The sequence below is a fragment of the Salinicoccus sp. HZC-1 genome (assembly GCF_046736035.1).
GTDB lineage: Bacteria > Bacillota > Bacilli > Staphylococcales > Salinicoccaceae > Salinicoccus.
Genome location: NZ_CP177130.1, coordinates 1,966,973 through 1,979,515, shown reverse-complemented (window position 1 = coordinate 1,979,515; position 12,543 = coordinate 1,966,973). Strand labels below are relative to the sequence as shown.

The 12,543-nt window shown below is 43.4% G+C and carries 12 protein-coding genes; 10 read left to right on the top strand and 2 right to left on the bottom strand.

The genetic code is table 11. From position 1 onward, the window contains the following. Positions 1–50 precede the first annotated feature (50 nt). The 3 genes from ACKRAT_RS10395 to ACKRAT_RS10385 all read left to right on the top strand — a co-directional run bounded on the left by ACKRAT_RS10395 (position 51) and on the right by ACKRAT_RS10385 (position 2,419). Entirely contained in the window at positions 51–557 is a 507-nt protein-coding gene (locus ACKRAT_RS10395; RefSeq protein WP_411842346.1) for a GrpB family protein, read from the top strand. A 156-nt stretch (positions 558–713) separates the two neighbouring features. Next, complete coding sequence (locus ACKRAT_RS10390; RefSeq protein WP_411842345.1) at positions 714–1,649, top strand: diacylglycerol kinase; 936 nt, start codon at positions 714–716, stop codon at positions 1,647–1,649. Between the two features lie 119 nt (positions 1,650–1,768). Further along, positions 1,769–2,419, top strand: coding sequence for a hypothetical protein (locus ACKRAT_RS10385; RefSeq protein WP_411842344.1), 651 nt, complete (start codon positions 1,769–1,771; stop codon positions 2,417–2,419). A 59-nt stretch (positions 2,420–2,478) separates the two neighbouring features. Here the strand turns inward: ACKRAT_RS10385 and ACKRAT_RS10380 are convergent, their stop codons facing one another. Beyond that, positions 2,479–3,264 carry a glucose 1-dehydrogenase gene (locus tag ACKRAT_RS10380; protein WP_411842343.1) on the bottom strand — a complete coding sequence of 262 codons (786 nt, stop codon included), beginning with the start codon at positions 3,262–3,264 and terminating at the stop codon, positions 2,479–2,481. Between the two features lie 116 nt (positions 3,265–3,380). Here ACKRAT_RS10380 and ACKRAT_RS10375 point away from each other — a divergent pair, with 116 nt between their 5' ends. The 4 genes from ACKRAT_RS10375 (at position 3,381) to ACKRAT_RS10360 (ending at position 8,521) form a co-directional block, all read left to right on the top strand. Beyond that, positions 3,381–5,162, top strand: coding sequence for a 5'-nucleotidase C-terminal domain-containing protein (locus ACKRAT_RS10375; RefSeq protein ID WP_411842342.1), 1,782 nt, complete (start codon positions 3,381–3,383; stop codon positions 5,160–5,162). 11 nt (positions 5,163–5,173) lie between these two features. Beyond that, positions 5,174–6,532 carry a 23S rRNA (uracil(1939)-C(5))-methyltransferase RlmD gene (rlmD, locus tag ACKRAT_RS10370; protein ID WP_411842341.1) on the top strand — a complete coding sequence of 453 codons (1,359 nt, stop codon included), beginning with the start codon at positions 5,174–5,176 and terminating at the stop codon, positions 6,530–6,532. A gap of 456 nt (positions 6,533–6,988) precedes the next feature. After that, positions 6,989–7,978 (top strand): tRNA dihydrouridine synthase, encoded by a 990-nt coding sequence (locus ACKRAT_RS10365; protein WP_411842340.1) that lies wholly within the window; start codon positions 6,989–6,991, stop codon positions 7,976–7,978. Between the two features lie 24 nt (positions 7,979–8,002). Then, positions 8,003–8,521: an NUDIX hydrolase gene (locus ACKRAT_RS10360; protein WP_411842339.1), complete on the top strand. Its 519-nt coding sequence runs from the start codon at positions 8,003–8,005 to the stop codon at positions 8,519–8,521. Positions 8,522–8,685: 164 nt separating this feature from the next. Here ACKRAT_RS10360 and ACKRAT_RS10355 read toward each other — a convergent pair whose 3' ends face one another. Then, a complete protein-coding gene (locus ACKRAT_RS10355; RefSeq protein ID WP_411842338.1) occupies positions 8,686–9,429 on the bottom strand; it encodes an alpha/beta fold hydrolase in 744 nt (247 codons plus the stop codon). 589 nt (positions 9,430–10,018) lie between these two features. Here ACKRAT_RS10355 and ACKRAT_RS10350 point away from each other — a divergent pair. The 3 genes from ACKRAT_RS10350 to ACKRAT_RS10340 all read left to right on the top strand — a co-directional run bounded on the left by ACKRAT_RS10350 (position 10,019) and on the right by ACKRAT_RS10340 (position 12,534). After that, complete coding sequence (locus ACKRAT_RS10350; protein ID WP_411842337.1) at positions 10,019–10,564, top strand: DUF1697 domain-containing protein; 546 nt, start codon at positions 10,019–10,021, stop codon at positions 10,562–10,564. Between the two features lie 175 nt (positions 10,565–10,739). Then, on the top strand, positions 10,740–11,660 hold the full coding sequence (cysK, locus tag ACKRAT_RS10345; RefSeq protein WP_411842336.1) for a cysteine synthase A: 921 nt from the start codon (positions 10,740–10,742) through the stop codon (positions 11,658–11,660). 91 nt (positions 11,661–11,751) lie between these two features. Then, positions 11,752–12,534 carry an ABC transporter ATP-binding protein gene (locus ACKRAT_RS10340; protein ID WP_411842335.1) on the top strand — a complete coding sequence of 261 codons (783 nt, stop codon included), beginning with the start codon at positions 11,752–11,754 and terminating at the stop codon, positions 12,532–12,534. Positions 12,535–12,543: the final 9 nt, after the last annotated feature.

Here is a 12,543-nt window from a genome sequence, read left to right as displayed (position 1 = left end):
TAATTATACACAAAACTGTTTGTGAATGATATATATAGGGATGATTAACAATGAATGACAGCTTACTTTATAAAAAAGCATCCGAGTGTTACATCAATGCAACACTCGATATTCTGAATCATTATAAATCAGTAGCGATGGAAGTGCATCATGTGGGATCAACAAGTTTGGAAAATTTCAACCTGCCCGGTGATATAGATATACTCGTATTGGTAAAATACAGCACATCGCTGGATGAACTTCCCGCTGATATGATTGATGCGGGCTATGAACTGGTGGAAGACGTCCCGGCGTATTATGTGAGCGAGACCGTCTTACGCAGTTCATATGAAAATTTCAATGTGAACTTTATACTGATGGAATACGATTCCAAACGTAAAGAAGACATTCTTTATTGCAGAGACTGTATTGACAAAAATCCGGATTACATCTCTCAATTGGCGAAGCTTAAAAATGCATATTTAAAGTCCAGAATAAGTTTCAAAGAGTACCAGGCGCAAAAATCAAAATTATTTTTAGCCATTTCAAGTCAAACAGGGGATGTTGGAGTTGTATAGATTTTTATTCATCCTGAATTGTGTGCTGATTGGAATCATGATATTTGTGTCAACATTGGATTTGCCGGTGTTGGTGCATGTATTACAGATTGTCGTATTTTTACTGAGCGTCTATTTGTTTTATGCATATTCAAAACATGAGATTAGGAGAAAGAAATGAAAACTGCGAGAATCATATATAACCCGACTTCAGGCAGAGAACTATTCAAAGAATCACTTGCAGATGTTCTCGAGCGTCTGGAAACAAATGGATACATAACCAGCACCCATGCAACTACAGGAGAAGGGGATGCCACTCTTGCTGCCGGGAAGGCATGTGAAATGGGGTTTGACCTGGTCATCGCTGCCGGCGGTGACGGGACAGTCAATGAAGTCATCAATGGGATGGCGGATTATGAGGACAGGCCCGAACTTGGCATTGTACCGATGGGGACTGTGAATGACTTTGCGAAAGCATTGCTTATTCCTTCCGGTATACTGGAAGCCATTGATACGATCATCGAGGGCAGGACAGCACGCATTGACTTGGGACGGATGAACAGCAAGTATTTCATGAATATCGGCGGGGGCGGAAAGATAACAGCAGTATCCTACGAGGCGCCGAGTAAATTGAAATCCATCATCGGGCCTCTTGCTTACTATGTCAAAGGGATTGAAATGCTGCCCCAGATCAGAAGTTCAAACGTCAGAATCGAATATGACGGCAATCTTTTTGAAGGCAAGGTCATGTTATTCCTGCTGGGACTGACAAACTCAATCGGCGGTTTTGATAAACTGGTGCCGGAAGCGAAGTTCAACGATGGCATGTTTTCACTGATTATCGTTGAAGAAGCGAGCCTGGCAGAGGTCGGTCACATTCTGACACTCGCTACAAGAGGCGAACACCTGAAGCACGCCAAAGTACATGTATTTAAAGCACAGGATATCTATATCTCCTCATATGAGGAAGTGCAGCTTAATCTGGATGGTGAGTTTGGAGGCGTGCTGCCGGCACACTTCCAAAATTTAAAAGAGCATCTGGAAATCAGAGTGCCGGAAGAATTTTATAATACACATATATTAAGCAGTGAAAATGACAGCTATGGCTATTAAACTTTAAGGATCTCGAAAAGAGGTCCTTTTTTTATTTATTGCGTTTGTATTATAAGAATTGGGGAAAGGTATTTAATATTATATAACTCCTGAAGCAGTGGGATGAGAGGTGCCAGCTTATGTTTGGTTTAACAGATTTGATTTCTTTAGTAATATCCGCATTCTTAATACTGCCGGCAGTCATCTTACTCAGGGAACTGGGATATCTCATCGCCAGCACGGTATTCGGTGCTGAAAATCCCAGGGTCACATTGGGATCGGGGGGCCGTCTGTTCAAAGTAGGAATGTTCGATGTGCGCAAATATTATCATCTTTACAGCTGGTTTTCCTATGATAAGCTCAAATACCATGGAAACTTTGCCTATATTGCACTTTACTTAAGCCCGATATTGATGAATGTAATCGTCGGATTGATAATCAATGCACTGCTTGCGAATGGTTATCTGCAGGAACAGGCCACGTTCTGGAATCGGTTTATATTCTATACATTTTATTATGTGCTCTTTGATTCAGTACCCATGAGGACGATAAATGGAATGCCGAACAACGGTATGATTATATTCGACTTAATAAGACACGGCAAGCGGGTCGATCATAATAAACAGCCGTTCCTTCCGTCAACTACGGGAGTGGAAGAGGAGTACCAGGAAGAGATGGAGGAGCTCAATGCGGAATTAGAGAAGGAGCAGGAAGAGAAGGAAAAGGTAAGGGAAGAGAAAGAAAAAGAGAGGGAAGAGAAGGAAAAGGAGAGAGAAAAAAGAAAAACATGAAAAAGCGTTCCCTGACCGGATGTGGCCGGCAGGGAACGCTTTTTAACATGAGTGTATATTTAACCGTCATGCTCCGGGTTGCGGTGTGATGGATACAGACTCAGGCCACCATCTGCAACAATCGACTGTCCTGTAATATAGACGGATTCTTCCGATGCCATAAATGCTGCGATATTCGAAATATGTTCGGGTTCGGCAACAAATCCCATCGGTACGAAATCATCCGCGCCTTCTTTTTCTTCGGGAGTGGAGAAGAAATCCTCGTTAATCGGTGTGTTCACACTCCCCGGTGCAATGTTATTTACGCGGATGCCCAGTCTTGAGTATTCAAGGGCAAGGGTCTGTGTAAGAAGCTTGACGCCGCCTTTGCTGGCCGTATAGTGGGCGTAATGGGGCCAGGGTATGATTTCGTGCACACTGGATATATTGATGATACTCCCTTTTTTATCAGTATCCAAATAATGTTTGATTGCCTCTTTGGCGCCGATGAATACGCCGCGGAGGTTCGTACTTATGACTTTATCAAAATCTTCAACGGACAGCTCATGGCTGGGCACATCCGCCTGGATGCCGGCATTATTGACCATGACGTCAATTCCGCCAAACTGATCGATTCCGCTTCTAATCAGATCAATCACTTCTTCTTCTTTAGTGACATCACATTTCTGGGTTTTAACTTTATCACTGTCGAGGGAATCAGCGATTTTACCCGCTGCTTCCTCGTCGCTGTGGAAGGAGAATAATACATTCATCCCTTCATCTGCAAAACGCTCAACAATAGCTTTGCCAATGCCGCTCGAACCACCAGTAATCACTGCAGTTTTGCCGGCCAGATCTTTATACATATGCTCACCACTTTCTGTTAATATTCCATTGGACTATACCCTATATGATAATCCATAAGCTTTTTCAGGGCTTTATTTCTGATATAATGGAAACTACTAATATTCAGAGGTGTATCATGAAACTGACAGTATTTGCGACGACTGATATCCATGGTGCCATTTATCCCTATGATTATTTTAATAATACGGAAAAGGATATGAGTCTGCTCCATATAAAATCGTATATCGATCGATATAAACAAAATAACGCAGATGAAACTGTTCTTACTGTGGATAATGGAGATATTATCCAGGGGGATGTGTGGAGCGATTATGACTACAGCAACCGCGGAGATCATCTTCTTGTGCCGGAAATCATCAATGAGGTATATGATGTGGTAGGACTGGGGAACCATGAGTTCAACTTTGGGTTGGATTATTTGCACAAGGTCTGCAGCAATATTAGGCCTGACATCATAAATTCCAATGTGGATTTCAAAGATCATCCTTTAAAAGACCGCGTGCTGCCTTATACAATCATTGAGAGAGAGACGCCGGACGGAGTGATCAAAATCGGTTTTCTAAGCGTCGTCCCCACCCAAATATTAAAGTGGGATGCTTTCCATTTAAAAGGCAGGCTTACCGTAGCGGATATGCGGAGAACGGTCGAAGAAACTGCCGGGGAGATCAAAGCGGAAGGTGCGGATTTAATTATCCTGTTATCGCATTCGGGATTGAGTAAAAACCCGGATCACCTCAGGAAGTTCGGTGAGAACCAGACGCTCCTGATGACGATGATCAAGGATGTGGACGGGATCGTATTCGGACATACGCATGAATTTTTCCCGGATGCAGATTTTGAGGTGGAGATTGACAACATTGATTTCAAAAAAGGGACAATCAATGGCAAACCGATGGTACAGCCGGGGGTCTACGCAAGCCATCTGGGACAACTGTCCTTTGAAGTACAGAAAATCGAAGGGTCCTGGAAAATCACCGAACGGACGGCTCAGCTCATTGATACAGAAACCATCCATCTGGATCCTGTAATTAAGAATAAATATGCGTCCGCCCACAATAGAGTTCAGACATTCCTGTCGCAGCCCGTCGGGCATATTGAGGCGCCGTGGCATACATTCTTCTCTAGGGTATTTCCTTCAAAAGCAGTGCAGGTGGTTGCTGAAGCGGGGAAGGCCTATACAGAAAAGCTGATTGAATCAGGCGAGATCGAAAATCTGCCCGTCCTCGGATTCAATGCTGCAATCAAAGCAGGAAGGGACGGTGCCAATGATTTCACAGTACTGGAACCGGGACCGGTCACACTGGCTGATGCCATCGATTTATATAAACATGCCAATTCAATGATCATCATTAAAATCAACGGCCGGACGCTTAAGGAATGGCTCGAGTGGAGTGCTTCGCAGTTCAACTCGCCGGCTGACACGGATTGTTTATTGAAACCGAACCGGTCGAGGGATGGGTTCCCAAGCTATAACTATGATACCTTCTTCGACCTCGATTATGTCTTTGACATTACGCGGCCGCCAAAGTATGATAGTACGGCTAAACATATTAATGATTCATCAAGACTGGTTGAAGTGAAATTTAAAGGCAGACCCGTTAATAATGAAGATGCGTTCATCATTCCGGCAAACAATTACCGCGCAGCGTATACATCGTTTCTGAGGGAGGCTGAAATACTGCATGAATCGCAGTTGAATGTGCGGGATATCGTCATCGATTACATGAAGGGCGATCCGCAGTTCATTTTGCGCGACCCGATGACGATTCTGCCGCGGGGCACATACAGAATAAGAACGGCGACAAAAGCGAAAGAATATATAACAGAGGATCAGCCGATAAAGCATCTGGAAAAAGATACGGACGGTTTTAGCTGGTATGAGATCACTCTGGATTAAGAGGGATGAATATGACGACAGTATCCAAAAATGAGTACTATACAAAAACAGTGACCGACTATACACATGAAGGCATGGGTGTAATCAAAATAGATCACTATCCAATTTTTGTTCCCGATGCACTAGTGGGAGAAGAAGTTGAGGTAAAAGTAATAAAAGCCAATAGGAAATTCGGGTTCGGGAAATTGGTCAATGTGATCACTCCGTCCGAGAACAGGGTGGAGCCGCCATGTCCGTATTACTATCAGTGCGGCGGCTGCCAGATCCAGACCATGAATTACACTGAACAGCAGGCTTTCAAGAAAGCTACAATGGATAAAAGCATCAACCGTATGGCGAAGCTCGACAAACCGGTCAACGACACGGTGGGTATGGAAGTGCCGATGTACTACCGCAATAAATCCCAGATACCGGTGAAATTCAATGACGGCAAAGTGGAGATGGGCTTCTACAAGCCGCGCAGCCATGACATCGTGGATATCCACCATTGTCTGATCCAGAAGGAAATCCATAACGATCTTATGGTCTTCATCAAAGAACTGCTTAATGATGAAGAAGTTTCTGTATATGATGAGGCAAAACACGAGGGGCTTCTGAGACATGTCATCATCCGTTCGAACAACGATGATTCCGAAGTGCAGATTACGTTCGTTACCAATGGCCGGAAAAATGTATTCGGCGGCATCAATAAAGCGATCACAGAGCAGTTCCCGATGGTGACAAGTATTGTACAAAATGTAAATACAGAGAAAACGAATGTCATCTTCGGCAATAGAACGAATATCCTGCATGGAGGCGAGTATATTACAGATACGCTGCTTGGAAAGAAATTCAGGATCAAAGCAAGGTCTTTCTATCAGGTCAACCATGAGCAGACAGAGAAACTATATAAAGAAGCACTGGAAGCGGCAGATCTCAAAGGTAATGAAACGATCATCGATACGTATTGCGGAATCGGGACAATCGGTCTGTGTGCGTCTGATCAGGCTGAGAAAATCATTGGTATCGAAGTCGTGGATTCCGCGGTTGAAGATGCGAAGGAAAATGCCGAACTGAATGGCGTGGAAAATGCAGAGTATCATCTGGGCAAGTCGGAAGAAGTGATGAAGAAACTTGTACGTCAGGGCGTAAAACCGGATGTCGTATTCGTCGATCCGCCCAGAAAGGGATGCCATCCTGAATTTTTGGAAGCACTCGTTGAAGTAAAGCCGCAAAAAATCATCTATGTTTCATGCAATCCGAGTACACTGCAGCGCGACCTCAAGTATTTGAATGAGCAGGGGTATGGAATAAGCCCGGTGACACCGGTGGATATGTTCCCCCAGACGAATCATGTTGAAAGTGTCACCGCTTTGGAGCTCGCTAAATAAATCAAATTACACTGCCCCGATTCGTTAACTCCGTCAGCGAATCGGGGTTTTTTCATAATATGAAAACAAATTATTAATATTTTCCAATGTTTTTAATTTATTTTTAAAAATATTTAAAAAGATTTTTTCACAAAGAACCCACTCTAAACGTTAATCCGAAGAGGAACTTATAAAAACTTCACAATTTATAATTGGTATAAATAATTGAATCTTCATACTCTTTAAATTACTATTTTAAAGATCATGTTAGGCTACGTATCTGTAATAATTAAATTATGGATATCTATCCATACCCGGTTTTATTTGTTGCCAGTAAAGGTTAAAATGATTAAAATTACTATGGTTCGATAAAAAAAGAGGATACACAATATTTAAATAGAAAACGAGCAGAGTATTCCTGCTTTCAGGATAAATATTTAACCGGATATACCGTAATGAAAGGATTTGAATTTCGATATGAAAGATAACTTTTGGCGTGATCTTCCGCGGCCGTTCTTCGTGCTGGCACCAATGGAAGATGTGACGGACGTCGTTTTCCGTCATGTAGTCAGTACAGCCGCCAGACCCGATGTGTTTTTTACTGAATTTACAAATTCGGACAGCTATTGTCATCCCGACGGGATTAAAAGTCTCCGCGGGCGTCTGACTTTCACAGAGGATGAGCAGCCGATCGTGGCACATATATGGGGGGACAAGCCTGAACATTTCCGGCAGATGAGCATCGGTATGGCGGAACAGGGTTTCAAAGGCATCGACCTCAATATGGGATGCCCCGTCCCGAATGTCGCAGGCGACGGTAAGGGAAGCGGCCTCATCCAGCGTCCGGAAGTCGCAGCAGAGCTCGTGCAGGCGGCAAAAGCAGGCGGCCTGCCAGTCAGCGTGAAGACGCGGCTCGGATATACGGAGATAGATGAGTGGAAGGAATGGCTCAGGCATATATTGGAGCAGGACATCGCGAACCTTTCCATCCACCTGCGTACGAGGAAGGAAATGAGCAAATACGATGCACACTGGGAACTGATTCCTAAGATCAGAAAACTGCGTGATGAGGTGGCGCCGGAGACACTACTGACAATCAATGGGGACATTCCGGATTATGCAACCGGCATGAAACTCGTCGAGCAGTATGGTGTCGATGGTGTCATGATCGGACGCGGCATCTTCAAGAATCCGTTCGCTTTCGAAAAGGAACCGAGAGAGCATACTAGTAAGGAACTGCTTGGTCTCTTAAGGTTGCATCTGGATCTCCATGATCAATATTCAGACTTGGAACTCCGCAAGTACACAGCACTGCACCGCTTTTTCAAAATATATGTCCGCAGCTTCAAAGGCGCAGGGCAGTTAAGAAATCAATTGATGAACACAAAGTCGACAGACGAAGCACGTGTATTGCTCGATGATTTTGAAAGAACTGCCTCTGAAGAGATGGATGAGCAGTATTCCTGAGAAAGTGAGTAAAGGAGAAGGCACATGGAATTTTGGGATATTTATGATATTGAACGTTCCAGGACTGAGCGGACAATGGTCCGTGGTGAGCCGTTTAAAGAAGGCGACTACCATCTGGTGATCCATGTATGCATATTCAACAGGCGAGGTGAAATGCTCATCCAGCAAAGACAATCCTTCAAAGAAGGATGGCCCGGCATGTGGGATCTCACTGTAGGCGGCAGTGCAACTAAAGGTGATACAAGCCGATCAGCAGCATCAAGAGAGACAATGGAAGAACTCGGTATAAAATTGGATCTTGAGGAAGTGAGACCACACCTTACAATTAATTTTGACAGGGGTTTTGACGACATATATCTTTTAGAAAAAGATGTTGATATAGGTGGGTTAGATTTACAATACGAAGAAGTGCAGGCTGTAAAGTGGGCTTCAAAAGAGGAAATACTGGATATGATAGAGGAGAGTACATTCATTCCGTACTTTCCTTCTCTTATCAATCTTCTGTTTGAAATGAGAAACCAGGTCGGTGCAATACGGCAATGAACAGTATAATAGAAATAAAAAAATTTTAGAACGACTCAGGGCCGGTATCTTGAGTCTTTTTTTTGTAGAGAATAGGTAAGGGGAACCAATAAGAGAAGGAAGAGAGAATCACTAAGCATAATCGTATACTCTGGAGTTTTGAAAAACAACAAAGAAAAAACCTTTTATTTGAGTTGCCATCGAACAAGAAAAGCAATTAGAGAGTCCCTCAATTCATCAGGTTTACTGAGCATAGGCAAATGACTTGTCTGCAGCATCTCGATTTTTTGTGGAGAAAGATTGGCTATCATTTTATCCTGATGGGATAAACTCATTTCTTGATCTTTCGCTAATTTTATATAGAGCTTCGGTAACTCTGCTGGAAGGGTTGCATCTGTCCGGCCTGTATAAACGTGAATAGATTCCGGGACGAAATCACGTACTACTTCATTAGCCTGTTCATATGAAAGATCATTACACAGACCCTTGCGAATAGCAGACTCGGTGGGGCGCGTACCAAACGATTTCAGGATTGCATTCATCAACGCGCGTTTTGCAAGTGGGAAAGTTGAGAGGAATGAATCTCCACTTTTTGGAATAGTTGCTCCAACTGCAACAAATCCAACCACACGCTCCGATAGATCATTGGAAAGTTTAAGGGCAAAGATTCCTCCTAAAGAATGTGCAACAATAACAAATTTTTCAACTGACCACGCTTCAATTTGTCTCTTTATATGTGCATTGTACTCTTGTAAAGTCAATCCTTTACGTGATTTGTTTTCTCCCTCTCTTTCAGGGAAATCAACCAATAGTACAGGGTTTTCCATTTCCGATACAACCATTTTCCAAATTTGGCTCTGTAAGCCTGCACCTTGAATAAATACGAACCCAGTATTTTCATTTTCTTGCCCCTTATTATCTCCCATCATTCTTCATCCCTTCCATTTTAATCGAAAAACCTATTAAGTATGGAGCAGTATTGAGTGTTTATCTTTTGATTAGTCAGATGAAAATCTTATTTGTTCTACTGGCGGTTAATTATTCTTTCTCTTGTTCAAGGAAATGGTCTGATTATTGAATGATGCTTATAAAGCGTGGCAACTAATATGTTATATTGGTGTAAATTTACTTTTATCGACTTGTTCTTATTCTAACATGAATATCCGGTTGAGTTGAAATTAAAATCAGAAGTAGGCAAGCAGTCGTCTTATTGTTCAGTAATAAACACCCTTCTTCCACTAACATGGCTATAGATTACCGGAAAAAGAAAAAGTTCGCCGGGAATACCGCACTATTATATTTGGATACAAATATAGACACAATATGGTAAAATGTAAACAAATATATTCGGCCGTCATATTCAGTGCTCTTTTTTCCAGTATTATCGATGAGCATCCTATCCATCTAAATCTTGATGGTCTTCGCAAGGAAAGATTGGCGGTACTCTGGGAGTATGCCGGCAGGAAGCAGGAGTGAAAGAATTATAGTGTGCTAAAAGAAATAAGGGGATGATGGGTTATGATCTATGTCGCTCTTCTTCGCGGTATCAACGTGGGTGGAAGGAATAAAATAGACATGAAAATGCTCAAGCAGACTTTTGAGGGCGCTGGAATGCATGATGTAGTCACCTATATCAATTCAGGCAATATTATCTTTTCATCTGAAGAAACTTCGAGAGCTGGACTCTCCCATATATTGGAGAAAGCAATATATAATGATTTCGGTCTGCAGATCAAAGTGCTGATCCGGAGCAGGGAGGAAGTAACCAGAATCAATGACACCCTTCCTGACACATGGAAAAATGACAAGGAAATGAGAAGCGATGTCATGTTCCTGTGGGATGAAATCGACGACCCATCTTTGCTTGAAAATCTGAAGATCAGGCCCGGCATAGATACTGTGAAATATACGCCGGGTGCCATACTATGGTCCGTTGATAAGAAAGAACTGTCCAAAAGCGGCCTGTCAAAGATTGCAGGAACCCAAATATATAAAAAGGTTACCGTAAGGAACGTCAATACTGTCCGCAAGATACATGCTCTGATGAACACGCTTGATAGCTAGATTGAACGGAAAACGTCCTGATTCGTTATTTGAATGAGAAACCAGGTTATCGGATGATGTATCATTCACTTGCTGCGGGTTATTTAGGATATGTGCTGAATTGATGTTTTTGACCTTGGGACAGTTTATAATATACTATTACTATAGGATTTAAACGTGAAAAGAGGTTTCTATTATGAACAGAGTGGATAGTATAATTGATTTAATCGGCAATACGCCTGTTGTAAAACTCAATAGAGTGGTGCCGGAGGGTGCTGCGGATATATATGTCAAACTGGAAATGTTCAATCCGAGCAAGAGTGTCAAAGACCGTGCGGCTTTCGCCATGCTTAAAAAGGCTGAAGAAGAGGGGCTTGTGAAATCGGGCGGCACAATCATTGAACCGACGAGCGGCAACACCGGCATCGGTCTGGCGATGAATGCCGCGGCGAAAGGATACAGGGCGATTTTTGTGCTGCCTGACAGTTCCACTAAAGAGCGCATCAACCTGCTCAAAGCATATGGTGCAGAAGTGGTGCTCACTCCAAGTGAGGAAAAGATGCCCGGATGCATCAGAAAAGCGAAAGAACTGCAGAAGGATATTCCGAACAGCTTTATTCCACAGCAGTTTGAGAACTTTGCCAACCCGGATATACACCGCACGACAACGGCAATGGAGATATTGGATGATTTTGATAATGATCTCGATGCATTTGTTGCGACTGCGGGAACCGGCGGCACAATTACCGGCACGGGAGAAACTTTAAAAGAGCATCTGCCTGATCTTCATATTGCGGTTGTTGAACCGAAAGGCTCCCCTGTATTATCAGGCGGGGAACCGGGCCAGCATAAATTGGTCGGAACGAGCCCCGGGTTCATTCCGAACATTTTAAACACGGATGTCTATGATGAAATCATCCAGATTGCGGACGAGGATGCCGTGGATATGTTCAAGAGACTCTCCTGGGAAGAAGGCATTTTTGTCGGTCCGTCTGCAGGTGCTTCCGTTTTTGCAGCCATTGAAGTGGCTAAAAAGCTGGGGCCGGGTAAACGTGTCGTGGCGATTGCGCCGGATACAGGCGAGCGTTATTTAAGCATGAATCTATTTGATGAATAATTACCCGGGACGGCGGACTTTGTTTCCGCCGTCCTTTTATGTATATTGATACTGAGGCATTAACAACATATTCGTCAGGAGTGGCTGGATTATGGACAGAATCATTACGGTGGAAGAAATGTACTGGAGAAGAAGCGGTGAAGAGATACTTAAAGATATTAACTGGACTGTTAATGAAGATGAACATTGGGCGATTCTGGGATTGAACGGTTCCGGCAAGACTTCTTTATTGAACATAGTGACGGGGTATAATTATCCGACTTCAGGCAGAGTCAAAGTACTGGATACTGAATTCGGCAGAGCAAGCCTTCCGGAGATGCGCAAAAAAATCGGCTATGTCAGCAGTTCGCTTGGACGGTTTGCCCAGACGATGAACCGTGAAACAACAGAAAATATAATTGTCAGCGGCAAGTATGCCTCTTTTGGCCTGTACCAGGAAATTACCGGGGAAGACTGGCAGCGGGCAGAAGGGATTTTAAAAGATCTGAGACTCTCTTATTTGAAAGGCAAAAAATATAATCTACTGTCGCAGGGAGAACAGCGAAGGGTCTTGATCGGCAGAGCTTTAATGAGCAGTCCAGAGCTCCTTATACTGGATGAGCCGTGTTCAGGGCTCGATGTACTGGCCCGTGAGGATGTGCTTGATATCACAGAAGATGTGGCAAAAAGGTCCTGCCATCTATTATATGTGACCCACCACATCGAGGAGATTACAAATGCGATTACCCATGTGCTGCTGGTCCGTGACGGGGAAATTGTTTCCGGAGGACCGAAAAAAGAAGTGCTCACTGATACGCTGCTTACTGAAACTTACAAGATTCCGGTGAAGGTTCATTGGGAAGCAGGCCGTCCATGGATGAGCATTACTAAATAATATTATAAG

What these genes read in the sequence shown, in the direction of transcription:
- ACKRAT_RS10365 (WP_411842340.1), top strand. Translation starts at nt 6,989, where the DNA reads ATGAAAGATAACTTTTGGCGTGATCTTCCGCGGCCGTTCTTCGTGCTG.
- ACKRAT_RS10340 (WP_411842335.1), top strand. Translation starts at nt 11,752, where the DNA reads ATGGACAGAATCATTACGGTGGAAGAAATGTACTGGAGAAGAAGCGGT.
- ACKRAT_RS10390 (WP_411842345.1), top strand. Translation starts at nt 714, where the DNA reads ATGAAAACTGCGAGAATCATATATAACCCGACTTCAGGCAGAGAACTA.
- cysK (WP_411842336.1), top strand. Translation starts at nt 10,740, where the DNA reads ATGAACAGAGTGGATAGTATAATTGATTTAATCGGCAATACGCCTGTT.
- ACKRAT_RS10355 (WP_411842338.1), bottom strand. Translation starts at nt 9,429, where the DNA reads ATGATGGGAGATAATAAGGGGCAAGAAAATGAAAATACTGGGTTCGTA.
- ACKRAT_RS10350 (WP_411842337.1), top strand. Translation starts at nt 10,019, where the DNA reads ATGATCTATGTCGCTCTTCTTCGCGGTATCAACGTGGGTGGAAGGAAT.
- ACKRAT_RS10385 (WP_411842344.1), top strand. Translation starts at nt 1,769, where the DNA reads ATGTTTGGTTTAACAGATTTGATTTCTTTAGTAATATCCGCATTCTTA.
- ACKRAT_RS10395 (WP_411842346.1), top strand. Translation starts at nt 51, where the DNA reads ATGAATGACAGCTTACTTTATAAAAAAGCATCCGAGTGTTACATCAAT.
- ACKRAT_RS10360 (WP_411842339.1), top strand. Translation starts at nt 8,003, where the DNA reads ATGGAATTTTGGGATATTTATGATATTGAACGTTCCAGGACTGAGCGG.
- rlmD (WP_411842341.1), top strand. Translation starts at nt 5,174, where the DNA reads ATGACGACAGTATCCAAAAATGAGTACTATACAAAAACAGTGACCGAC.
- ACKRAT_RS10380 (WP_411842343.1), bottom strand. Translation starts at nt 3,264, where the DNA reads ATGTATAAAGATCTGGCCGGCAAAACTGCAGTGATTACTGGTGGTTCG.
- ACKRAT_RS10375 (WP_411842342.1), top strand. Translation starts at nt 3,381, where the DNA reads ATGAAACTGACAGTATTTGCGACGACTGATATCCATGGTGCCATTTAT.